Source organism: Maribacter sp. (genome assembly GCA_020629415.1).
Lineage (GTDB): Bacteria > Bacteroidota > Bacteroidia > Flavobacteriales > Flavobacteriaceae > Maribacter > Maribacter huludaoensis.
Genome location: JAHDDL010000031.1, coordinates 18,264 through 44,864, shown reverse-complemented (window position 1 = coordinate 44,864; position 26,601 = coordinate 18,264). Strand labels below are relative to the sequence as shown.

The window sequence follows — 26,601 nt, the reverse complement described above, 5'->3', positions numbered from 1 at the left end:
CAGTCAAATCAAAATCATCTCCGGTAGCATTCAAAGGAATTAAATTCATGAATAAACTGTTGAACGATTCAAAAATAAAGTAAACATCATTTTCATCTTTGACTAAACCAACTTTTCGCATATTGGTCAACTCAACCTTAAAGTCTTTTTTATCGGGGTCAATTTCTTTTGTATATAATAGCGTTCTTCTTTCCAGTTTACCTTGCAAGTCTTGAATCCTGGTAATTTCACCATTATATCTTAAAACACCTCTCAACAGAAATTTCTCTTAATAGGGATAAATAGGGTAATTAGATCTAAAAGAATCCCCTACTTTTTGCCATAGTTTTTTTTTATTGGTAACCGTAACTTCATTAAGCTTCAATACACTTTTGTTAAGGTAAATGGTATCCTTTACTTTTTGAAAAGTAGTAGTTAGTTTGTCATAACCTACTCTGTAAACGATTATAGAATCTGTGCTAGAAGAGAACTGAAACCGACCATCTTCATTGGTAATAGTATGATTTTTAGAATTATAGATACCAACAAATTCTAACGGAGTTTTGTTGGCACTATCTACTATTACAGAATCTATAGTCTGTTGTGTATATACTATAAATGAAAGTAGAAAAAACAGGAAGAATGATGGTTTCATAGATTAGTTGATAAAATTGAAACGTATCAAACTTTGTATCATATTATTTCACCTCTACCCCGGAAAAATAAAGTGAGAAATCAGCATCCGGTCTTTTGTGCATCATACTAATGTTTAAACCGTTTAGGTTTTTATAGTCTTCCCAAGTGGTGGTCATATTTGGTTCAGATTGATTTTCCTTTCTGTATACCCATTCTTTGATAATATAATCATCTCCAAAATAATAATCATAAGCATCGCCAGGGGTGTAACCGCCTTCATTATTGTAGACCGTAGTTAGTTTATGCATATTTGCTTTGCTGATGGGGGCTTCTACATTTTCTGTAAGCTTGTGGGTAAAACTATTTTGATCCCATACCAGTTGGTAAGGGGCAAGCAGCCAGAACTTGTCATTTACAAATCCGCCATCTGTTGCCGTCATGGTGCTATCTACAGATTTTCTGTTGTATGAAATCGTGTCCTGCCTTGTCATCATGGTAACATTGTTAGAACCGGTTTCCCATAACCAAGTACGTTCAAAATGTTCATTTTCACGATCTACATTAAAAGTGAATTTTATACTTTCAACATCTTTCCAGTTTTTAAAACCATTGGCATTTGCGATTTTTTCAAGAACTGTCAATTGCGTATCTTCGGCAACAGCAATTTTAGGCTTTTTTTGGTCGGTTTTACATGCTGTAAAAACACTTGATATAAATACGGAAAGGATAATTAGTTTTTTCATTTTCGGCAGTTTTTCAAGTAAATATATCAATTACAGTATCTTTAACCTACTTTTATTTTTTGTAAACATCTATCAAAGTGACATTTCTTAAAAAGCTATGTTTTATTATTATAGGAAACCAATTCAATGAAAAATCGGTTTCTGGTGGTAAGAAGGAAGAATATACCGATTTAGAGTTGGTAGAGCGCATTGTAGCTAACAATGACTCTATGCTCTTTGGTGTGCTCTATGATAGGTATTCCAAATTGGTTTACAATAAGTGTTTGGGTTTTGCAAAGTCCAATAAGGAGGCAGAAGACCTTACCCAAGATATTTTTCTAATGCTTTATGTAAAATTGGGTTCGTTCAAAGGAAATTCCAAATTTTCTACCTGGTTATATTCCTTTACCTATAACTTCTGCGTTAACTATGTTAATAGAAATAAGGAAAGAAAGATTAATGATAATTCTGTAAAGTTTGAAACACATGAAGATGTACCGGTAGAGGTGACGGATAATTTGTTGCTTGAGATGCAGGTAGATAAACTTAAGAAGGCCTTGGAACTTATTGCGCCCGAGGATAAATCAATATTATTGTTGAAATATCAGGATGGGGCATCGATAAAGGAACTGGAAGATATTTTGGAATTAAAATCCAGTGCAATTAAAATGAGGCTCAAAAGAGCAAAAGCAAAAGTTACCGAAATGTATAAAACCTTACCGTAATGTTAGAACAGGACAAAAATCCATTTAAAAACTTACAAGGAGATCTTAAGGATGTTCCACCAGAGCTACGTAAAAAAGTTATGGAAGACGTTGCTACGGCTAAGTTGATTATGGAGTTGTCTCATTTGTTCACAGGTAGTTTTGCTTCTATAATAGAGGGAATGCTGAATACAAAAACGAAAAGAAAATAAAAATAAAGTAGAAAAATAATATGGAAACAGTAGATAAGTGGAAAGACCTCACCTTTGAATCTTTAAGCAATATATTTAAGGATATAGCTTCTGCATTACCAGGTATATTCGGGGCATTTATCGTAATTATTTTTGGGTGGGTCATTATAAAGGTGGTAACCTTCATTTTAAAGCGAATATTTAAGGCTATTAAATTGGATAAAGCTTCCGAGAAGATCAACGAAGCCAAATTATTTGGAGATGCCGATATCAAAATTGATTTACCTAAAATAATTGTCACTTTCATAAAAGTGCTATTATGGTTGGTGTTTATCATTGTTGCATCGGATATCATGGGTTTAACTATTATATCTACAGAAATAGCCAACCTTTTAAGATACTTGCCAATATTATTATCTGCAATGGTTATTTTTATGATCGGGCTATTTTTGGCAAAGACCATCAAAGAAACCATTGTTAAGGTATTTGATTCTATAGGCCTTGGTGGAGGTAAACTTCTTGGTAACGTTCTGTTTTACCTTATTATCATTTTTGTGAGTATTACTGCACTAAATCAGGCAGGTATAGACACTCAGATAATTACCAATAATTTTACGATCGTTTTAGGAGCGTTCTTACTTGCTATAGCATTGGCACTAGGTCTTGGATCAAGGGAAATTGTTGGTGATCTGCTAAGAACATTTTACTCCAGAAAGATTTATGAAGTAGGGGACAAGGTTAAAATTGGAGATTTACAAGGTACGGTAATCGGTATTGATAATATATCAATGATATTAAAAACTAAAACGGGTAAGATAGTTATTCCTATTAAAAAGGTTGTAGAAAAAACTGTTACCGTAGAAGAACAATCCTAAACACAGATTAACGTTTTACAATAAATAGAAACAGATTTAGTAATAATCTAAAGAGGTATTGCTAATTATGTTTATGATTTAATTCATTAATTTTGTTAGAGATAAATAAACTTAAAATATGAGTGCTAAAAAAGGAAAAATTCAGGAAGCCATAGATGAAAAAATGCTGGAGGAAAGAAAAGTCTTTCTATGGGGTATGGTTGATGACGATTCTGCAAAACATGTAATTGACAGGTTGTTATATCTAGATATGCAGAACAATAAAGAAATACAATTATATATTAATAGTCCAGGTGGTTACGTTACTTCTGGTTTTGCAATGTATGATACTATAAAAGCTTTAAAGAGTCCCGTTTCAACTATCTGTACAGGTTTGGCGGCTTCAATGGGTTCTATCTTATTATCAGTAGGTAAAAAGGGGAGAAGATTTATTCAGCCACATGCTCAGGTAATGATCCACCAACCAAGTGGCGGTGCAAGAGGTCAAGCTTCTAACATTGAAATTCAGGCAAGGGAAATTATCAAGACCAAAGAGTTGAGTGCACAAATTTTAGCGGATAACTGTGGTCAAGATTTTGACAAGGTTTTAAAAGATTTCGATAGAGATTATTGGATGAATGCAGAAGAGTCTATTAAATATGGTATCGTAGACGGTATTATGGAATAGTAGTCAGTAAGCTATAAAATTAAAAAGTCCTTTACCAATGTGGTAAAGGACTTTTTTTTGGTTGGTAGTTAACTTTTGGAAAACAAAATGTTTTCCGGTCTTATCTTAAAAAGATAAGGTTGTTGTTGAATTTATGAGGTATGCGTAAAATTATTTAGAGGCCAATACACCTTTTTTAATCTGTAGTATTGGGAATTCCGTTCTTCTGTTCAGCTCCAATTCTTCTGGGGTACAATCTTCTTTACTGGTACATTTATTAATTGGTACACGTTTACCAAAGCCTTTATAAGAAACAATTCTATCTTTTGAAATTCCGTTTTCAATGAGATACTCATAAGTAGATTTAGCCCTACTTTCAGAAAGGTTATCATTATAGGTATGGCTGCCTACAGGATCGGTATGCGCTTCAAGTTTTATGATCATGTCTGGATATGTAACATTCATTACCTTAACGACTTTATCTAATTCCCTTGCGGCATCTGGTCTAATATCACTCTTATTGAAATCGAAATATATTTTATTAAGTCCCGCTAATAATTTTAAATCAAGAACAGGTTCAAGAACAATGTCCTGTCTCATTATTTTTTGAGCCTTTGGTGTTTTTGACGTATTAAAGAAAACATTTTTATGAGGGTGCGTTTTTCTGACCGCCTCTATCATATAATTTGTTTTTCTATTAACGGGGAATCTGTAATACCCATTTTCATCTGTTGTTGTTTGTGCTACAAGTGTATTGGTTACTTGATCATATAAAGTTACTTTAACACTATCTAACATTTTATTGTTTACACCATCTACAACATACCCTTCAACATCTAATGCAGGGGTAAATTTAAATTTATAGATATCATCACTACCAACACCACCTTCTCGGTTAGAACTTACATAGCCATCTAATCCGTTGGGCAAACCATAATACGCAAAATCATCACTAGAACTATTAATAGGAGTACCTAAATTAATAATGTCTATTACCTCACCATCTTCGTTAGAAATTGTGGAGAAAACATCTAATTGACCAAAACCGACATGACCATCTGAACTAAAGAACAATTTACCTTCCTCGTTAATGAACGGAAACATTTCGTTGCCCTCTGTATTAACAATAGGTCCGGCATTAATAGGTTCTTGTACGCCGCCACGCTCATGAATTTCAGCATAGTAAATATCTGTACCACCATAACCACCAGGTCTATCCGATGCAAAGTAAATGCGTGTTCTCGCAAGATTTACAGACGGATGCCCGGTGGAATAGTAGTCACTATTAACCCTAAGGTTACTGTTTTCTTCCCACTTGCCATCAATAAATTTGGCCGTATATATTTTTAGATTAATTTCATTGGATACACCGTAACCGGCTTTTTTATCATAAAAGTTGTTACGGGTAAAATACATAATAGTATCGTTCTTGTAATCCGTAGAAAAGGCTACGGAACTTTCATGGTACTTAGTGTTTATGTCTCCTTTTACACGTCTAGGTTCAGACATAGGATTACCTTCTTGTACGGTAAAAAGATCTAGCCAAGGTTCATCGTTCCAGCCATAACTTTCACCGGTAACCACATCTCTTCTTGAAGAGCTGAAATATAGATTTCCCATAAACCGATATACCCCAAAATCACTGTCCGAAGAATTGAAGGCAACGGGCTCTACTTCGTAACGTTGTCTACTGTTAAATACTACAGAAGCTAAATTACCATCTTGTAAAAATCGCTTTACTCGAGAATCGTTCTTGTTGTATTTCTTGTATTTTTTCAACCATGCTTCAGACTCCTCCATATCACCATTGGCATATAATGCCATGGCATATTTAAAATAGTAATCTGTTGGTAAGGTTGCATTATTGATTACAGCACTAAAATGTGGAATAGACTTTTTGTAGTCACGTATTAAAAGGTAACACTCCGCTAATTGCTGATGCGCATATTCTGCATTAAAATCAGCTTGAACCATTTTTTCGTATTCTGGTATTGCCAATGAATAAGAGAACTTGCTGAAATAATAATCTGCTTTTTTTTGCGATGCAATTTGTGCTATAGAGAATTGACCAACCAATAAAAGAAGCATCAATAGCACGATGTTTTTATAATTTTTCATCGTATCGATTTTAAATTATTAGAAATATCTAGGAGACTTCACAGGACCTAACACCTTTTTGAAAAGTTCATAGATCAATATTATTTCATGTGTGCCACCAGTGTAAGGCCTAACTGCAGAGGTAGGCAGATCATAGGCATAACCAACTCTAAAATCTCTAGATACCTGGTAATCCATCATGGCACCAAAGTTTGATGCATCATTAACTCTATAAGAAGTACCGATCCAAAACTTTTCGTTAAACAAAAAGTTAATAGTGAAATCGTATGTAGCTGGTGCACCATTGGTGAATTTTGCAATAACTGTTGGTTTAAACTTTGTTGTTTCAGAAAGGTCGAATACCATACCACCAATTGCGTAGTAACTATTACGTTCTATAGCTTCAAACTCACCATCGTTTAAATCTGTGTTTAGAATTCTGGGTGAAGAAATACCGGCATACCACCTGTTGGAACCAATATAAAATCCGGCACCAAAATTAGGATTGATATTATTAAAATTAGCGTTGAAAAATTGATCGTTAGGATCAGGATTTTCTAAGTTATAGCTAGTAAAACCACCTTTAAGTCCAAAACGCATTTTAACTTGTTGACTTACCGGAACGGTATAAGAGAAATCACCATAAAAATAGTTAGTACTTTCAAAACCTAACTTATCGTTAATATAGGATACGCCAATACCCACACGCTCATTTTTCATAGGTGTATGTATAGATAACGTACTTGTTCTTGGGTTACCTTCAAGACCTGCCCATTGGTTTCTATGAAGAACAGTGACATTTAACGTTTCTCTACTACCAGCATATGCCGGGTTTACAGAGATGGTATTGTACATGTATTGTGTAAACTGCGGTAATTGTTGTGCGCTTACAAAGGCACTTGTAAAAAGTAAAATGGCTAAGAATAAATTAGCTTTTTTCATGGTTATGCTCGGGTTCAGCTTTTTAGGGCTATTTGTTAATATATAAGTAGGTTAATCTTACTTTGTACAAATTTAATTGCTGTTGTCAAGTATTTAAAAATTAACGGTTGACCCTCATTAATATTCGTTCTTATACCGCATTTTCGTTCAATAGCGGTATTTGTCGGATGAACTAAATAGGTATTGCTTTGGACTTATTATAAGCAGGTTATAAGTGTTTTTTTACTGTTAATCAATAAAAAAAGCCTCACCATTTTTATGGTGAGGCTTTTAAAAATAAGGATGCTTTTATTGGTTAGTGCCTAAGTAGATGTAGCCACTAAATGAATCTATTTTTTTGTATGTTAGTTTATCGGTCGCATTTATAATATAGAAGTATGTCCCAGTTGGTAACATTCCAGATTGCCCGAAAGAACCATCCGGAGATTCACCGCCCCAATCGTTTTGGTAATCTTTTGCCTCGGCTACCTTGGTACCCCATCTGTTGAATATCATAACTTCGAAAGTTAAGGCACAACTCTCGGCTCCTCTAATTTCAAAGAAGTCATTGACACCGTCTCCGTTGGCGGTAACCGCTTTGGATATTTCTATATCCCCTCGTCCACATGGTACACATTCCGTATTTACGACAATGGTAAAGTCAACATAATACTTACAGGTGCCCTCCGTAGAACTATAGGCAATTTTATATTCGCCCGGTTCATGGTTCATTGGGTCAAATATGTTCTGTTCAAGAACAACATCACCTTCTAGGGTCATAAACGTACCATTGCTGTCAAAGTCTGCCGGCAGGTAATTCAATAGATCGATCGGCTCCTCCTCTATACAGATGTTAATTGTAATTTCTTGCAATTGAGGTTGCAGTACAAACACGATCTGTTCAAAGGAAGCGGTGTTGCCACAAGAATCTGTAACGTTCCAAGTTCTTATGATCATGTAATCATCGGAATCATCTGCTTGCTGGGTTTCTTCATTGTAGACCACATCAAAATTACCACATCCGCCCGTGAATACCATTTCCGGGGCATCGGGAATATCATCGCCACAGATAATGGTGATTTCTTCTTCGTAAGCTTCGCTCATAATAGGACCTGTGGGCTCTACCGTAATAACCTGTGTATGTTCTACCATGTTGGCCGCACAGTCGGTAGCGGTCCATGTTCTGGTCACCGTATACCCTAGGGCACAGTTTTCGTCATTGGTTACCGTTTCCTCAAAAATGACATCGATATCGGGCTCACAGGAGTCGGTTGCCGTAAGCGTAGATGCATCCGGCACCATGTTGCACTCAACGGTCATGTTCTGTGGCAGCGTTTCGTTGAACGTAGGTGCTACCGTGTCCTCAACGGTAATTACCTGTGTATGAGTACGTACGTTGCCTACACAGTCCGTAATGGTCCATGTTCTGGTAATGGTATATTCAGCAGCACATTCATCGTCCTGCCCTTCAATCGATTCGGTATAATCTACCGTGATGGCACAATCGCTATCAGAAGTTATTACAAAAGCATCTGGTATAGTATCACACGCCTCGATGGTCTCGTCTACAGGCCAGCCCTCGTTACCGTCATTGTCAATAATGGTCACCGTAGCAATATTGTCGGATAAGATACCAACAATAGCACTTGAAATGTTCTCAAGAATTACATTGAACGTTTCTGGGTCTTCAATAAGGATATCATCGATAATAGGAATAACTATTGGTTGGGTGTTAGGGTTGGTACCACCAAATGTCAATGTCTGCGAATTACGGGGAACACCCGTGTAATCGTTAGCGTCTGTTGCAGAACCGTCTACGGTGTAGAATTCTACCGTAAATTCATCTTGGACATCCGCGTTAAGTACCACGTTCAATGTAACCGTACCTGCATCTTCATTTACCGTAACGGAAGCAGTATCAAATTGAACACCGTATAAAGATGGGTCAGCATCGTTATCCACGATTTCTCCTATACCCGTATCGTCCGTGATGTTGACGGAACCTCCTGAGGTGTAAAATTGAACTTCATGTGTTTCGTTATTTTCAATTAGGTCGTCATCAACCGCAGCAACATTAAATGTTACCGTAGAGGTATTGGCTAAAAGTGTAATCGTATTGGGACCGTTATAATCAGTATTAGTGGTAGTATTATTTATATAGGCTAGATTAAAAACGATGTCTTGGCTGATGGTATTAGTTGCGGTAATGGTAAACACATTATTCGTTCCCTCTATTACCGAAGAATCATTGATGGAATAACTAGGGTTATCAGGAATTTCCGTTAAAGTACAATCAGCACAAGTAGGGGCAGGGGTACATATTGAACAAGGGCTTGGATCTGTTGAAGTATTTGTGATAGTATTGCCATTGGTATCCTCGCCGGTTACAGTTGCTAAGTTGTTTACCTGGCCATTATCTATATCGGTCTGGATTATGGAATATGTTGCATTATAAGTCCAAATTTCAGAAGTACCTAATTGCCCGTCAGAATCCGTATCGCCAGAAGCCGGACCAACAATTGTACCTCCTAATAATGGGTCTGATACTACTACATTTGTAATAGGAATATTACCAGTATTAGTAACATTAAAGGTATAGGTTACTGCATCGCCAACATTGGTAAGACCATTCGTATTTGCATCAAAAAAAACACCATCCTTTGTAATTTCCAAATTTCCAAATTCAGCAGGCACACAAGCTGTATTGTTTGAAGTGTCAGTATCGTTGGTAACAGTAATTTGATTTCCAAATCCACCGCCATTTGTACAATCTTGTGTGGGATCGAATAAATCTTTATCGATAGTAAAAATAGCGGTTACCAACCAGGTTTCCGTTCTAAGACCCGCTAATGATTCACCTGTTATAATTTGGTCACCACTTGTAAACGGACTCAAAATTGTACCGTCAACTCCGTCACTTTCGCCTCCATAAGCCAAAGTTGCGTTGATTAAAGTGAAACCACTACCTAATATAAAAGTATCGATGACATCATAAGAACCTGCGAGCCCGCCTATATTCTCTGCTGTAATTCTATAGGTAACGGTATATTCATCAGTATTACTATTATAGACAGGACCAGTTTCAACTGTTTTGCTTACATCAATACTAGAACTACAAGGCATATTTGGTACTGTAATAGAACCATCAAAAATGGTGCAACTTAACCCTGGTGCAGCAACTTGCAAGGTATAATCTCCTCCTTGAGAAGCATCGAACGGATTAAAAACCAGCTCATTACTAGTACCTTGTTGAACCGTAGTACCTGCATCATCGATCCAAGTAAAAATAGCATTGGTAACCGGGTTGGCGGTGAGCGTAACCTGGGTTCCTGAAGCATCACAGCTTGCTGTTAGATTTGGTGAATAAGGTACTACTTCGAAAGCGCCATCAGCTGAGTTGCCACAACTATCTGTTATTCTAACCGTATAGGTGCCTTCATCTGTTGCTGTAAAAATTCCATCCGTGGAAGTGCGCCCAATATTAGAGGGAACCGATGAATTTATTATTTCGTATTGATATGGTGCTATGCCATTTGAACCTTCAGCGATAATAACTCCCGACCCTTCTGTACATGCATAACCTATTATATTGTCAAACGAAGTAGAAACATACCCGGGTATAGTTATATTTCTGGTTTGGGGTTCACAAGCACACGTAAAAGCGCGGCCAGAAGTACATTCACCGCCGCTCTGAAATTCAAGATTTAATTGATAGTTACCTGCTGGCAGATTAGGTACCGTAACCGGAGTTCCTTCTGTAAAAAAATATATACTCTCACGAAACACCGAGTTGCCCGTATCTAGATTAGTTATAGTAACATTGGTATAGAAAGTTTGGTTGATATTACTTATTACATTCGGATTGATAATTAGAGAATTGGAATTACCGCAACCTTGTAAAAAATCTAAGCTAAAGTCATGTTGAACTGTCTGCGAAGCTAAAATTTCAAACGTTTCAATACCTGATTCACAACCGTCTGTAATTTCTGCCTCATATATTCCCGGTGGAAAAGCTTCTGGATAAACAGAACTTCCATTCGGATTGACAAATACTCTTGGATAGGTATAATTGGTAACAACGCCACTTTCAGAAGTGAAGCTTGCGGGCCCGGATAAAATTGTAACCCTTCCATAATTGGTTCCGCCGTTTCTAACATGGAAGCCCATACCTGTAGTACCGTCCATACATCCTCGTTCTGGTCGCACATTCGCTTCAAATATGGTTGCGGGAACAGGTGTAAATGTGAGGGCAGTATTCATGGTATATGAACAACTATCTTGTAAAACTACATCATAAGTATCACCAAGTTGAATATCGGCTTCACGAATTTCTGCCTCGAGGTCGTTAGGGTCTGTAAAGGTATATACAAGAACATCGCTTGGATCCGTTTGGTTGGTTAGCGTAAGAGTTGCAGGCACTAAAATACTAGCTTCTTGAGAACTTGAATTCATTAATGAGGCGAATACAAAAAAAGCTGTTTCGCCAGAGCAATCATATGCTTTCTGGCTCCACATATCAATATCCGGTGTGAATGTAAAGTTCTTAGTTTCAGTTTGCCCACAAGCATCAACTATGTTTGCTGTATAACCGTTTCCAAAATTATAGTCAGTGCCGAGACTATAAGAAAGACCAGAACTAGTATCTATTAAATTTGAGAAAATTACAGTACCTGTAGCATCTTCAGTAACCGTAACTTGATGAGGTGAAACGCCACGACCAAAAGGTGCATATTCCGCTTCGTAAGTATCACAAGCTACTTTTTCAATAAAATTAATTGCACTAGCTAACGTAGTGATAGTAGGAGCGCTTAGGGTTATCGTTTCACTTACCGTATTTTGACAACCATCTTCAATTTGAAAAGTATAAGTGCCTTCGGTTAGACCTGTAAAAGTATCTGAATTTTGCTCTTGAAGTACGGTTTGTGGGCTGGTACTTAAATCTACAATGCGATATTTATAGGTTGGAAAAGCCGAAGTAGCAATAAGATTGCCATTACTTCCTGTAAGTATGACCTGACCATCAGAACTATTAGAGCATGAGGGTTGGGTAATAGCAACGTTTAGACTTGGAAGTACATAACTACCAGTAACCGTAATATTTCCAGAAACAGTAGTGAAAGTAGCATCGCGTACTTCAACCGTATAATTTCCGGGTTGTAAAGCTAGAAAGGTGTCCGAGTTCTGAAAACCTCTAATCTCGGGACCATTTGCAATTCTGTACTGATAGGGTTGAGTTCCGCCGTTGGCATTAGCCACAATACTACCGTCAGATGAACAAATAGACTCCGATTGCGCTAAAGTCAAATCTAATTGTGCAGATAACATTGTACTTAGAAATAGAAAAGCAACGGTAGTTAGAAATTTTATCATATTCTTTTCTAAACAAATAATTTATCTAAAAACTAAAGAATCTTTAGCTCATACGAAGTTAGCCTCAATATTGGTCGATGTCTATTTTTTGTTGTATAACCTACTGGTTTTGATGTGAAATGAAAAGAATGATTTGGACATTCTGCTTTATTCGATTTTATTATTATTTTATTGTTTTAATTTTTGAATGAAAGCGAATCCTACTTTAGTAATAGTGTTGATTTAAACTTTTGGAATGTTGGATTGTATTTTAAGTTAAGATCCTTACATCCTTAATTTCAATGGAGCTTAAGGTTAAGGGGGCAGGTGCTATAGCCAAATACATAACAGTAGTTGGCTTTATAAGGTTTCAGTACTAATTGTTAGTTCATTATATAAGCATTATTGAAAATTGGAAATAACTTAGGTTACTAATTTATGAGTGTTCACTGTTTCTACCACGTTTATTTAGTACGGTTTTATTATTCTTATAGGGTACTTTAGGTCCTCTTTTAATAAAGTGGTCATTTTGTAACGTATAAAAAAGCCTCACCATTTTTATGGTGAGGCTTTTAAAAATAAATATTTGTAATTTTTAATTTGTGCCTAGATAGATATAACCATTAAAAGGTTCTAAAATGGTACCGGTATTTTTATCTGTTGCACTAATAATGTAATAATACGTCCCGGTTGGTAGCATTCCAGATTGCCCGAAAGAACCATCCGGAGATTCACCGCCCCAATCGTTTTGGTAATCTTTTGCCTCGGCTACCTTGGTACCCCATCTGTTGAATATCATAACTTCGAAAGTTAAGGCACAACTCTCGGCTCCTCTAATTTCAAAGAAGTCATTGACACCGTCTCCGTTGGCGGTAACCGCTTTGGATATTTCTATATCCCCTCGTCCACATGGTACACATTCCGTATTTACGACAATGGTAAAGTCAACATAATACTTACAGGTGCCCTCCGTAGAACTATAGGCAATTTTATATTCGCCCGGTTCATGGTTCATTGGGTCAAATATGTTCTGTTCAAGAACAACATCACCTTCTAGGGTCATAAACGTACCATTGCTGTCAAAGTCTGCCGGCAGGTAATTCAATAGATCGATCGGCTCCTCCTCTATACAGATGTTAATTGTAATTTCTTGCAATTGAGGTTGCAGTACAAACACGATCTGTTCAAAGGAAGCGGTGTTGCCACAAGAATCTGTAACGTTCCAAGTTCTTATGATCATGTAATCATCGGAATCATCTGCTTGCTGGGTTTCTTCATTGTAGACCACATCAAAATTACCACATCCGCCCGTGAATACCATTTCCGGGGCATCGGGAATATCATCGCCACAGATAATGGTGATTTCTTCTTCGTAAGCTTCGCTCATAATAGGACCTGTGGGCTCTACCGTAATAACCTGTGTATGTTCTACCATGTTGGCCGCACAGTCGGTAGCGGTCCATGTTCTGGTCACCGTATACCCTAGGGCACAGTTTTCGTCATTGGTTACCGTTTCCTCAAAAATGACATCGATATCGGGCTCACAGGAGTCGGTTGCCGTAAGCGTAGATGCATCCGGCACCATGTTGCACTCAACGGTCATGTTCTGTGGCAGCGTTTCGTTGAACGTAGGTGCTACCGTGTCCTCAACGGTAATTACCTGTGTATGAGTACGTACGTTGCCTACACAGTCCGTAATGGTCCATGTTCTGGTAATGGTATATTCAGCAGCACATTCATCGTCCTGCCCTTCAATCGATTCGGTATAATCTACCGTGATGGCACAATCGCTATCAGAAGTTATTACAAAAGCATCTGGTATAGTATCACACGCCTCGATGGTCTCGTCTACAGGCCAGCCCTCGTTACCGTCATTGTCAATAATGGTCACCGTAGCAATATTGTCGGATAAGATACCAACAATAGCACTTGAAATGTTCTCAAGAATTACATTGAACGTTTCTGGGTCTTCAATAAGGATATCATCGATAATAGGAATAACTATTGGTTGGGTGTTAGGGTTGGTACCACCAAATGTCAATGTCTGCGAATTACGGGGAACACCCGTGTAATCGTTAGCGTCTGTTGCAGAACCGTCTACGGTGTAGAATTCTACCGTAAATTCATCTTGGACATCCGCGTTAAGTACCACGTTCAATGTAACCGTACCTGCATCTTCATTTACCGTAACGGAAGCAGTATCAAATTGAACACCGTATAAAGATGGGTCAGCATCATTATCTATAATATTTACGGTCGTTGTATCATTTGAAAGAATGCCTACAATAGGAGAGGAGATATCTTCAAGTACAATATTAAAGTTTTCAGTAAATTCAATTAACTCATCGTCTGTAATAGGAATTACGATGGTCTGTGTATTTGAATTTGTACCCCCAAATGTCAATGTCTGCGTATTTTGAGGAACACCGGTGTAATCACTACCACTTGTTGTAGTTACATCAACCGTATAGTATTCAACCGTAAACTCATCTTGAACATCTGCATTAAGTATAACATCAATAGAAACTGTACCTGCATCTTCGTTTACATCAATTGAAGTGACATCGAATTCGACTCCATATATAGTAGGATCTGCATCGTCGTCTGTTATAGTACCTATAGCAGTATCATCGATCATATTCAATAATGGATGTGATATATTGCTTAACGTAATATTTAGGTCTTCACTAAATTCGATCAACGTATCGTTGATTATATTAATTTCTATATTCTGAATAGCTGAATCCGTAGTTCCGGCAGGGAATGTTACAGTACCTGTAGCTACTACCACGGTATAGTCATCCGGAGAGATTGCCGTACCATCGGTTATGATATAGTCTACCGTAAATTCTTCCTGTACCGTAGGTCCTGTATAGGATACTTCAAAATTAGCTGTTCCGCCGGCAGTATCTTCGGCAACCGTAAAGTCTGCCACAGAAATACCTTCGCTCGCATTTGGTAAGTCGTTATCCGTAATGGTAACAACGGCACTATCATCGATCATATTTACCAATGGATGGGATATGGTACCTAATGTTATGTTTAAATCTTCGCTATATTCCAAGATCAAATCGTTAATAATGGTAACCTCAACAATTTGAGTGTCATTATTGGCGGTTCCTGCAGGGAATGTTACACTCCCGGAAGCAACAACAACGGTATAATCATCAGGAGTAATGGCAGAACCATCCGTTACGGTAAAGTCTACCGTAAATTCATCCTGTATGGTTAAACCTGTATAAGTGATTACAAAATCTGCAGTACCACTGGCGATATCTTCTGCAACTGTAAAGTCTGCCACAGAAATACCTTCGCTAGCATCTGAAGCATCATCATTTATAATCACGCCCGTAGCGGTATTAGTGGTATCACCATCAACAAAACCTGTGACAAAACCATTATCGGTCGTAATGTTGGAAAGCACTACCGTGAAGTCCTCGTCAGCTTCAATGATCGTTTCTTCGGTAACTTCTATAGTAATTGTTTGAGAGCTTACAGTATCTGTAAAGTCTAACGTGCCATTTACCGGAGTAAAGTCTGCCAAATCTGCAGAGCCCATGTTAGTTGTATATTCAACCGTTACCGTTTCACCGGCAGGAATAACTCCTGTATAAGTTACTTCAAAAGTAATTTCAGTAGCATCTGCAGCAGTATCCCCTTCAAGTTCAGAAACAGTAAGTTCCGTAAACGAAACCCCATCTCCAGGTAATGCATTATCATCATTAAGAATGATACCTGCCGCAGTGTTCGTTGTGTTACCATCAACAAAACCGGTAACAAAACCATTATCTGTAGTAAGATTGGAAAGTACAACAGTAAAATTCTCATCTGCCTCTATTACGGTTTCTTCCGTTACCTCAACAACAATGTTATGTGCACCTACGGTATCTGTAAAATCTAATGTACCGCTGATAGGAGTAAAATCCGCAGCATCGGCAGAACCTATATTGGTAGTGTATTCTACGGTTACAGTTTCACCTGCAGGAATAACACCCGTGTAGGTCACTTCAAAAGTGATCTCGGTTGCATCTGCAGCGGTATTACCTTCCAGTTCGGAAACTGTAATTTCCGTAAATGAAACCCCGTCGCCCGGTTGTGCATTGTCATCGTTGAGTATAACACCGGTAGCAGTGTTCGTTGTATTGCCATCAACAAAACCTGTTACAAAACCATTGTCGGTCGTAATGTTGGAAAGTACTACCGTAAAGTCCTCATTGGCCTCAATGATCGTTTCTTCGGTAACTTCTATAGTAATTGTTTGGGCACTTACAGCATCTGTAAAATCGACCGTACCGTTAATAGGGGTAAAGTCCGCAGCATCTGCAGAACCTATATTGGTCGTATATTCTACCGTTACAGTTTCGCCAGCAGGAATAATCCCGGTATAAGTAACATCAAAAGTAATCTCTGTGGCATCTGCAGTAGTATTTCCTTCAAGTTCAGAAACTGTAAGTTCTGTGAATGAAACTCCATCGCCCGGTAATGCATTGTCATCATTTAGAATGATACCGCTAGCGGTATTCGTTGTGTTACCATCTACGAAACCGGTAATAAATCCATTATCTGTAGTGATGTTGGATAGTACTACGGTGAAATTCTCATCTGCCTCTATCACGGTTTCTTCCGTTACCTCAACAACAATAATATGAGAGCTTATAGCATCCGTAAAGTCCACCGTACCATTTATTGGTGTAAAATCGGTAGCATCGGCAGAACCTACATTAGTAGTATATTCCACAGTTACGGTTTCACCCGCAGGAATAACCCCTGTATAGGTCACTTCAAAACTAATTTCTGTAGCATCTGCAGCGGTATCGCCTTCAAGTTCAGAAACAGTAAGTTGTGTAAATGCTACCCCATCGCCCGGTTGAGCATTATCATCATTTAGTATAACACCTGTGGCAAAACCATCAACAATATTTACCAATGTAGTAGAAATGCCGGTCAAGGTTATCGTTAGGTCTTCGTTAGGCTCAATTAAATTATCATTGATGATTGTAACTTCTACTTGTTGTGTATCATTATTGGCAGTACCTGCAGGGAAAGTTACATTCCCGGAAGCAACAACTACCGTATAGTCAGTACCATCTAAGGCCGTACCTTCCGTAATGGTAAAGTCTACAGTGAATTCATCTTGAACCGTAGGACCGGTATAGGTTATTATAAAGTCAGTTGTGCCACCGGCTACATCTTCTGCAACATTGAAATCGGCAACAGAAATACCCTCATCAGCGTTTGGAGCATCATCATCATTGATAATACCGTTCGCTGTTGCGTTGTTAATAGGAACAAGAGGATTGGTAGTGCTGTTCAATGTAACCGTATAGGCTTCCTGTGGTTCTATAATATCATCGTTTACGATGGTTACTTCAATTTGTTTTATTTCATTATCGTTTCCGTCAAAAGAAATAGTTCCGTTTGTAATAGCATTGAAATCAGTTGCCGTTGCACTGTCAAAAGCCGTAGAGAAGTCTACGTCAAAACCAGTGGTGAAATCACCACTTAAGGTTACATCGAACACAGCGATAACTGCAGGACCTTCAGTAACGATAACATCTGTTTGAACAATAGATATACCTGTAGTTCCAGGGATATTATCATTATCCGTAATGCTAATTGTACCTTGGTCGTCATTGATATTTACCAGGCTATTTGAGAAATTGGAAAGGTCTACAAATAAACTTTCTAATGTTTCTATAAGCGTATCATCTGTGATAGGAACTGTTATTGGTAGTATTTCAGAGTCATTGGTGCCGGTAAAATTTAATGTACCCGAAGTACTCACATAATCACCAGGTGCTATTGCAGAATCATTGTTAGTAGTATAATCTAAACTAATTCCACCTTGTACTCTTCCTGTTAGCATCACATTTATGGTAGCTGTACCATCTGCCTCACTAACAACGATGTCATCATTCTGAAAAGATATACCGGTGCCGGCTATATTGTCATTATCATTAATGGTGCCTGTTGCTGTGTTTGTAGGCTGTTGGTCTACAAAGCCTACACCAATATTAGACTGCACATTGGAAAGTGTTACATTAAATACTTCTACATTTTCAATATATGTGTCATCTATAATAGGCACATCTATGTCTACCGAGCTGGTATTTTCGTCAAAGGTGATAACACCTACCGTTTCACTATAATCATCAGGATTATTTGCAGAATCATCTGAAGAAGCATAATCAACGGTTACGGTTTCTCCAGGAGCAATAGTACCTGTAAAAGTAACGGTGAATCTTGCAAAAGTATCTGTGCCTTCCGTAACTATTACATTATCATCAGTAAAAGCAACACCGGTACCGGCAATATTGTCATTATCGTTGATGGTTCCTGTAGCTGTATTTGTTGGTTGTTCATCAAGGAAACCGACATTGATATTAGATTGTATGTTGGACAATGTAATCGTAAAATCTTCCGCTGGTTCAATTATGGTATCATCATTAATTGGAACATCAATATTTACAGAGGTAGTTGCACTGTTAAAAGTAACTGTACCTGTATAAGATGAATAATCGCCAGGTTCTATTGCAGTACCATTTGTGGTAGCATAATCAACGGTAACATCTTCGCCCGGAGCAATGCTACCGGTGAATGTTGCAACAAATCTTGCAAACGTATCCGTACCTTCTGTCACAATAACATTATCATTTGCAAAGGCTACACCTGTACTACCCGGTATGTTGTCATTATCTGTAATACTTACAATACCTTGATCGTCGTTGATAGTAGGTGTATTTGTGCCACTTGTAAGTTGAACAAAGAATTGCTCTGTTGTTTCTATAATGGTATCATCGTTAATAGTAATAATAACCGTTTTGATTTCATTGTTGTTACCTGTGAAAGAAACGCTGTTAGAGGCTACTGGTACATAGTCACCTGAACTCAAAGCAGAATCATCTGCAGTAGCGTAGTTTACGGTGAATCCGCCAGAAACAGTACCGGTATTCGTTATTTCTAATGTTGCCGTACCTGCATCTTCATTAACGGTAACGTCGGAAATTTGAATTCCGATCGGGTTACCACTTTCACTAACGTAGATGTATTGTGTATGACTTGTAGAATTACCTGCACAGTCATTGGTAGACCACGTTCTAATAATTGTATAATCAGTGCTTGTATTGTCACCATCATAAGTTTCTGAAAAAGTAACCGTAGAATTAGAATCACAATTATCATTTGCAGAAAGTACCGGTGCTACAGGAATATTGTCATGAGCAGCGTAAGAATCTTGTGGTAATGACTCGTTGAAAGTCGGAGCCTCATCATCTTCAATCGTGATAACCTGAGTGAAAGTATCGCTTACTCTGCCACAAGCATCTGTAAAAGTCCATGTGTTTGTATATGTACCTTCTGTAGGACATGCGCCAGATTGAACAAAACTACCTGCCGTTTTATGTAATGTAAAATTACAAGATGCGGTTGCCGGTACCAATGAATTTGCATTGTTCAAGGCGGCAATATCATCACAGTCAATGGTTCTGTCCAAAGCATTTGGTGCGGTAGACCAGTTTACCTGTGCCGGTTGTGCAACATCTATTATGGTTGGTGTGTGCGTACCGATACCACAAGAATCCGTAGAAGAAGAACTATTTGTTGTAATTGGGTCACCATTGATAACACCACTGTATGTGGCGGTAGCCTGTAGCTCAAAACTAGCGGTACATGCAGTTTCCAAAAAGTAACAAGCTTCAATAATTTCTATATTAAAATCAATGTCGTAGTTATCGCCCATATCGGTTAAACCGTTTTGAGCTGTAAACGTCAATGTTTTTGTACTTGGATCGTATGAATGGGTAATACCGGTTGGTAATGAGCCAACACTAGAGAAATTAGCTTCTGCCGGTAAAACCGTAGTTATGGTAAGGTCTTGGATATCATCATTACCAATATTTGTAACATTTAAAGTCAACGGTACAATATCTCCAGCATTAGATGGACCGGTAGTATTAGCGGTTAAACTTAAAGCACCTAAACTTGGTTTATAAACATCAACACTTAGTCCCATTAAATATAGACCGTACGATTCTTGATCTGTGGTAATTTTAAAACGGGCAAAAGTTTGGTCGTTGTCAATATATCTGTTTGCAGTATTTGCCAAAGGGAATACGGTAGCATCAAAACCTAAAGTGTTTGTACTTGCAGCATTTCTATCTACGTAATTTAATCCGTCTATAGTAATACGGCTATTGAAGAAGTTATCTTCGTCTCTTAATGTTGTAGATAGTTTAGACCAATTGTTAGCGGTGTCAAAAATCAATAATTGGTCACCTGTAAGGTCACGGTCACCTTCTAAGGCACCTAACATTACATTGGCGTTTATTGTACCGTTAGGAATAGTTTCAAAACCACTAAAGTTAAATTCGGTTTCACCTGCACCATTAGATGCAAACGTGTGAACATAACCGTCATATAATGTAATATTTTTAGGGTCTAAGGACACATTTTCATACACAAACACTATTTGCCACCCACCAGAAGTACCTGTAACGTTAGCTATACCATGAGAACGTAAATCCATTTCTGTAGCCTTTATGTTACCTACTTGGTAAGATCCAAAAGGAGTAGAAAGTGCATTTATATCATCGGTAATATCCTTAACACACACATAAGGGTCGTTTTGAAAATGATCGTTTCTACCTCTATAAATTACCTCATCGGCAGATACAGTCGTATAAGATGATTGCCCAGGTAGCATTAATTTTACTTGGTCATAGTTCCAAGAAGGTTCTGTTGCACCGCCACCGGTAGTACCATCATATTCTTTGTCTGCCGCCGCCCAGTATAGATATGCCTTTTTAATATTTAAACAACTTAAGCTAGGCTCTGGGTTGGCTAAATTTGCACTGGTAGAATTAAAGGTGGTAGGGTCAGAATCTATATCGACAAATACGTTATCATTAAAATCATGGTTACCTTCTTCTCCATTATAATTCCCTGTAGAATTTCTTGAAAGAACGTTGTTGGCGATCATGGTGAAATCACCATTTATACTACCGGAATAACGAATTTCAAAATCCTTTTTAAGGTTGGTGTCGTTAACGAATATGTTGACAACGGCCTCATCTTCCGATCCGTTAGAATCTACTATTTTATATCTAAAAGAATCGTTGCCATTAAAAGAAGCACTAGGCTGGTATTCAAAATAATCATCGGTAGCATCACCGGGAGTACCGTTATTTCTAAGTGTAACCGTACCGTTTATTGGGTTGTTTACTATTTGTAATGCATTGGTAGCGGCAGGGCCGTCAAAACCATAATCATCATTGTCCAATACTGTAATATTGATAGTACTCTGGTTTTGGAATACAACAAAAGAATCATCTACGGCAGTCGGTAAATGGTTTATGTCCAAAATTGTACCAATAGCAGTTGGGGTAGTAGCTGTTATTATACTAGGTGAAACTGAAGTTATGGTAAGTCTTAAAGTTTCATCACCTTCAATAATTGCATCTTGAATAATTGTCACGGGAACTTGAATAGTTTCAGTTGCCGCACCTGTAAAATTAAGTGTTCCGGTCAAGGTTGCCGAATAATCATTACCAGCTGTAGTGGTATTATCCGTGATTTCATAAGTTGCCGTAAAACCACCATTTACTGGGTTACCGGTGTAGGTAACATCAAAATTAGTAGTCGTATTAAGCTCATCTTCCGTAAACCCGGTAACCTCAATTGAACCACTATCATCATTTGTAATAGTACCGATTGCATCAGCATTGGAAATCGTAATCTTAGTAGAGGACGGATTTGAAAGTGTTATTCTTAAATCTTCATTGTTTTCTATGAAATCATCGCCCACAACATTAATTTGAACAGAACGCACCTCATTGTTTACACCTGTAAAAGTTAAAGTACCTGTCGTTAACGGGTCTGTGGTCAAAGTATAATCATCGTTAACGGTAGTTGAAATATCTGTAATGGCATAATCTAAAGTAAAACCACCGTTAATTCTATCGCCAGTATAGGTAACATCGAAATTAATGCCATTTGTTTGTTCTATAATACTAAAACCGGCAACAGAAACTGCACCGCCATCATCATCGGTAATGACACCTCTGGCTTGGTTGTTCAATAAGTTAATGCCAACATTGGAGCGTATAGCTACCAAGTTTACAAAGAAATCTTCCTCATTTTCAATAACATTGTCACTAATGATCGGAACAACAATGTTTTGTGTTTTAGCGGTATTGGTAAAAACTAGGGTTTCTATGGTAGCATTAGGATTGAAATCTGTTGCGTTATTGGCAGTGCCATTGTTAACAAAGTAGTCAACTTCAATAGATTCTCCAGTATCAATATCTCCAATAAATTCTACAACAAAGGTAGCGGTAACATTGTCCGTAGGATCTCCTTCAACAACTGTTACCGTAGCATTTTGAAAATCAATACCACTTGTAGCAGTATTATCATTATCAGTAATAGTACCTGTACCCGTTGGGTCTACAATATTTATTAAAGAAGTTGATAGGTTTGAAAGCTGAATATTTAAATCTTCGGTAGCTTCAATAAAACTATCCTCTAAAATATCTACAGTTATAGATTGGCTGTTACCATTTGTGGTATTTGCGGAAAAGGTTAATTGTCCGTTCAATAGTGTTGATGGCGTTGTGGTATAATCTTTACCCTCAGAAGCGGTACCATCCGTAATGGCATAATCTACGGTAAATTCATCTTGTACATCTGCACCTTCATATGTTACGGTAAATGTAGTAGTACCTGCATTTTCAATTACATTAAAATCCGATACGCTTAAACCTGTTGTGGCTGTTTTAATGTCATTGTCCACAATAGTGGCAACAGCGGTACCATCTACCAAATTTATAAGTGTTGTAGATAAATTGGATAATTCAATATTTAAGGTTTCATCATCCTCTATAATGGTATCTTCTTCCACAATAAAACTTATATTGACAATGTCACCGTCTTCTGTACCTGCAGGAAATGTAATTGTACCGTTAAGTTGTGGGTTACCTCTATAATCATCACCGCTTGTTGCAGTAAGTGGGGTAATATTAAAATCTACGGTAAAAGATTCTTGAACATCCGCACCGTTATAGGTAACGGCAAAATTTGTAGTTCCTACGTTTTCATCAACTGTAATATCTGCTACGTTTAATCCTGTAGTCGTAGTCTTAACATCCTGGTCAACAATAGTACCAATAGCATCTGGATCAACTAAATTGATTAGGGGGGTAGATGAATTTGATAATTGAATAGTCAAGTCTTCGTTGCCTTCAATAATATCATCTGTTAAAAGTGTTATGGCAATATTTTGAGAATTACCTGAGATTGTACCTGCCGGGAAGGCAATATTGCCGGTCATAGATGTTACCGTGTAATCTAAGTCTCTTATGGCAGAACCATTGCTGATCGTATAATCTGCATTAAAAGCATCTTTTACATTACCACCGTTATAGGTAACCACAAAATTTGCCGTACCAAGATCTTCGTTTATTGAAAAGTCTGCAACAGATAAACCGGTAGAGGTATTAGTATCGTTATCTTCAATAACTCCGGTAGCGTTACCATTTACTATAGATAAATTGGTATTTGAAATAGTGGTCAATGCTATACTAAAACTTTCATCACCTTCTACAATAGTATCATCCGTAATGGCAACGGTTAAGTTGACAACATCATTATTTTGTGTATTAGCCGGGAAAGTTATTTGACCGGTAGCAATATTGTAATCAGAACCATTTGTTGTACTAATATCCGTAATAGCATAATCTATGGTAAAAGGGTCTTGGACAGTTGGCCCTGTATAGGTTAGGGCAAAGCTTGTGCTAGGTATATTTTCTTCCACTGAAAAACCGGCAATTGAAATACCGTCACCGGCAGAAGGTGTATTTATATTCCTAATAGTTCCAATAGCGGTGTCCGTAATATCTCCTGCATTTGAAGACCCGTTGGTCATACCCAAGGTGAAATCTTCATCAACTTCAATAGTGTTATCATCTAAAGCTGGTATAGCTATGCTTGTGGTTAGGGTATTACTTGGTATTGAAAAACTGGTCAATGCCGTATAATCTGCACTTGTTGTAGAGTTATCTATGTAGGTTAGGTTGAAGCTTACCACTTCATTAACAGCATGCGAAAGAGTTACGGCAAAATTTAGACTGTTACCTTCATCTGCAGAAGCATCTGCAATAGTAATGTTTGGTCTAATAAATAAATCTATTGGATTAGAGTATGTATATGGAGTACACAGGTTCTCACTATCAAAAGCACTAAAACGGTATTGATTTCCACTCTGGGTGCTAGTGATATTGGTTAGGGTAAGTGTTGTGGTGGTGGCACCTGAATACACTCCGCCATTGGCAATCGCTGACCAAGTAGCTCCATCATCATTACTTACATCCCATTGGTAGGTAAGTCCGGTTCCATTTACAGCGGTAGTGTAAGTTACGGTGTCGCCTAAATTGGCTACTGCATCACTAGGTTGTAATGTTATAGTTACATTTTGGAATGCCGTTGTAACTTTACTGTCGGTACCAGTATAACCACCTTGACCGATTACTAGACCTGTTGAGGTTACTGAAAAAGGTGATGTGCCTAAATAGCCGTCGTCATCAGGGTCAGTATGACCAGCTTCTACAGCATCCGGGCAACCGTCATTATCAGAATCGGAATCTAAGCTGTCTATAATAGAATCTCCATCGGCATCTCCCGATCCTTCATTAACATCAGTAATACCATCGTTATCATCGTCCTCATCTACTAAATCGTTAACACCATCAAAATCAGTATCCAAATCATCATCTGTAATTGTTATTTGACCTTCGTTGGCAGCAAAAACAATGTTTTGTGGCACATAGTTGGTCATGGTATTGGCATCTGGCGTGTATGATGGAACTACCGTAAAAAATTCGGTAGGTTCAATGACCGTATCATCGATTACGCTAAAATTTATTGAAAAGTTTTGAAGGTCTGAACCGTTAAAATTCAGAAAGCCATCTGTTTGGTCATAATCTGAAGTTTCAAAGGCGGTATTATCGGAAGTATCGTAATTAATTCTAAAATTATCTTGAACTTCTCCGTTCAGTGTAAAAGTAATTGTAGCGTTACCTACAGATTCTAATACTGTACTATTGCTCAAATTAATAGTAGCTACATCATTGTCATGAATACGTAAAGCAGAGCGTTCCGTATTTATACTTACTCTAGAAGGTGATGAACCATATTTTGTAGCTTCTGCTGCATTTGTGGATTTTACCCCGTTAAACTCTTCAGAAGGTTCTACAATATTATTGTTAATTGTAGGTATAGGTATAACTATTTCTGTTCCCGGTACTGAGCCCGCAGGAAAAGTTACCGTAGTTGTAAAAGCGTTAAAATCGGAGCCATCTGTTGCCGGACTGGTTGAACCGGGTGAAGTTTCTACAGAGAAGTCAACATTATATGCATCTTCAATACCAACATATTGTTGCCCTACTGAATTTGTTCCGTTAGATAATCTTAAAATATACTGTATTTCATCACCTTCTGTAATATCGTAATTGCCACCTGTTACATAAGCTACATCAGTATCTATAACGGTACCTGTAGCTGTAGCATCTGAAAATGAATACGTACCAGAAGGATCACTCAAGGTTAACGTAAAGTCCTGTTGGGTTTCTTCTACCCAATCATCATTTAAGGCTTCAACGGTAAAGGTTCTACTAGTACTTAATAAAAAGCCAAGTGTCACCGTAGTAGGTCCATTAAAGTCCGCGGCACTTGCACTTCCTGGTGTATAGGCTATATCAAAAGTATAGTTCCCTGTTAATGGCGTACTGGAAGTGACGGTAAAGGTCATATTGGATCCCTCGTTTGCACTTGCATCCGACACAGAAAATGTTTGTGCCAAAATGTTTGCAGATCCTGTAAAGAACCAAATGACAAATAGAAAAAACGTCGATTTTATGAAAGTTGATTTTTTCATTACAGGTTCTTTAGGTGAGTTGAAATGGTATGATTTGAGAAAACAAAACTGTTTTTTACGAGTAATTTTTTCGAAGAGTTTTGGTCAATGATCGGCATAGCTTTAATTCTATTATTAGAGCGGTCAACATAACATTCACATTCATTTGAAGTATAGAATACATTGTTGAAACAAGGTGATGCTTCATTCATTCCGGTAATAGGGAATTCAGAAAATGATTTTCTGTAGTGGGCAATGATGTGATTAGAAGTGTAAATTGACTTCATAATAATGGTTAAGTTTAATTCTTAATTTTAATACTTAACCTTATCAATAACGTGTGCAAGTTCTTTGCAAAACATTATTGGCTAGTAGGTTAAGAAAAGTTTTAGAACAGATTTGGGATCTAATTCTGAAACAAAATTAGCACGTTACTGTTGAAAAACTAAATTTTATAGTCCACACGACGTCAATTGTCGATGAACATACTTTGGCAAAATAACGGGGATACCTTTCAAATATTTAATTCTTGTTGTGTAGCGGTGTTATTGTGTGGTTTAAGCATTGTAATCCTT

The 26,601-nt window shown here is 37.6% G+C and carries 12 protein-coding genes; 4 read left to right on the top strand and 8 right to left on the bottom strand.

What is annotated here, in order from left to right:
- From QZ657_RS12850 to QZ657_RS12840, 3 genes are all read right to left on the bottom strand, one after another.
- Window positions 1-256 (bottom strand): hypothetical protein (locus QZ657_RS12850; protein WP_412759686.1); only part of this gene is annotated, 256 nt, incomplete at its 3' end.
- A gap of 12 nt (window positions 257-268) precedes the next feature.
- Entirely contained in the window at window positions 269-634 is a 366-nt protein-coding gene (locus QZ657_RS12845; RefSeq protein WP_291967337.1) for a carboxypeptidase-like regulatory domain-containing protein, read from the bottom strand.
- Window positions 635-677: 43 nt separating this feature from the next.
- Window positions 678-1,358: a hypothetical protein gene (locus QZ657_RS12840; RefSeq protein ID WP_291967335.1), complete on the bottom strand. Its 681-nt coding sequence runs from the start codon at window positions 1,356-1,358 to the stop codon at window positions 678-680.
- 77 nt (window positions 1,359-1,435) lie between these two features.
- Between QZ657_RS12840 and QZ657_RS12835 the strand changes: the two genes are divergently transcribed.
- The 4 genes from QZ657_RS12835 (at window position 1,436) to QZ657_RS12820 (ending at window position 3,774) form a co-directional block, all read left to right on the top strand.
- Window positions 1,436-2,062 (top strand): RNA polymerase sigma factor, encoded by a 627-nt coding sequence (locus QZ657_RS12835; protein WP_276494345.1) that lies wholly within the window; start codon window positions 1,436-1,438, stop codon window positions 2,060-2,062.
- Complete coding sequence (locus QZ657_RS12830; protein WP_276473658.1) at window positions 2,062-2,253, top strand: hypothetical protein; 192 nt, start codon at window positions 2,062-2,064, stop codon at window positions 2,251-2,253. The genes QZ657_RS12835 and QZ657_RS12830 overlap by 1 nt, the downstream gene beginning before the upstream one ends.
- 20 nt (window positions 2,254-2,273) lie before the next feature.
- On the top strand, window positions 2,274-3,107 hold the full coding sequence (locus QZ657_RS12825) for a mechanosensitive ion channel family protein (protein ID WP_291963691.1): 834 nt from the start codon (window positions 2,274-2,276) through the stop codon (window positions 3,105-3,107).
- Between the two features lie 118 nt (window positions 3,108-3,225).
- Window positions 3,226-3,774 (top strand): ClpP family protease, encoded by a 549-nt coding sequence (locus tag QZ657_RS12820; RefSeq protein ID WP_036156068.1) that lies wholly within the window; start codon window positions 3,226-3,228, stop codon window positions 3,772-3,774.
- A gap of 150 nt (window positions 3,775-3,924) precedes the next feature.
- Here the strand turns inward: QZ657_RS12820 and QZ657_RS12815 are convergent, their stop codons facing one another.
- The 5 genes from QZ657_RS12815 to QZ657_RS12795 all read right to left on the bottom strand — a co-directional run bounded on the left by QZ657_RS12815 (window position 3,925) and on the right by QZ657_RS12795 (window position 26,313).
- The gene (locus QZ657_RS12815; protein WP_291967332.1) at window positions 3,925-5,871 is read right to left on the bottom strand and encodes an OmpA family protein; all 1,947 of its coding nucleotides are present in this window, start codon (window positions 5,869-5,871) and stop codon (window positions 3,925-3,927) included.
- An 18-nt stretch (window positions 5,872-5,889) separates the two neighbouring features.
- On the bottom strand, window positions 5,890-6,792 hold the full coding sequence (locus QZ657_RS12810; protein ID WP_291967331.1) for a type IX secretion system membrane protein PorP/SprF: 903 nt from the start codon (window positions 6,790-6,792) through the stop codon (window positions 5,890-5,892).
- Between the two features lie 288 nt (window positions 6,793-7,080).
- Window positions 7,081-12,141 (bottom strand): gliding motility-associated C-terminal domain-containing protein, encoded by a 5,061-nt coding sequence (locus QZ657_RS12805; RefSeq protein WP_291967329.1) that lies wholly within the window; start codon window positions 12,139-12,141, stop codon window positions 7,081-7,083.
- A gap of 574 nt (window positions 12,142-12,715) precedes the next feature.
- Window positions 12,716-26,047 carry a Calx-beta domain-containing protein gene (locus tag QZ657_RS12800; RefSeq protein ID WP_291967327.1) on the bottom strand — a complete coding sequence of 4,444 codons (13,332 nt, stop codon included), beginning with the start codon at window positions 26,045-26,047 and terminating at the stop codon, window positions 12,716-12,718.
- Window positions 26,047-26,313 (bottom strand): hypothetical protein, encoded by a 267-nt coding sequence (locus QZ657_RS12795; RefSeq protein WP_291962055.1) that lies wholly within the window; start codon window positions 26,311-26,313, stop codon window positions 26,047-26,049. The genes QZ657_RS12800 and QZ657_RS12795 overlap by 1 nt, the downstream gene beginning before the upstream one ends.
- Window positions 26,314-26,601: the final 288 nt, after the last annotated feature.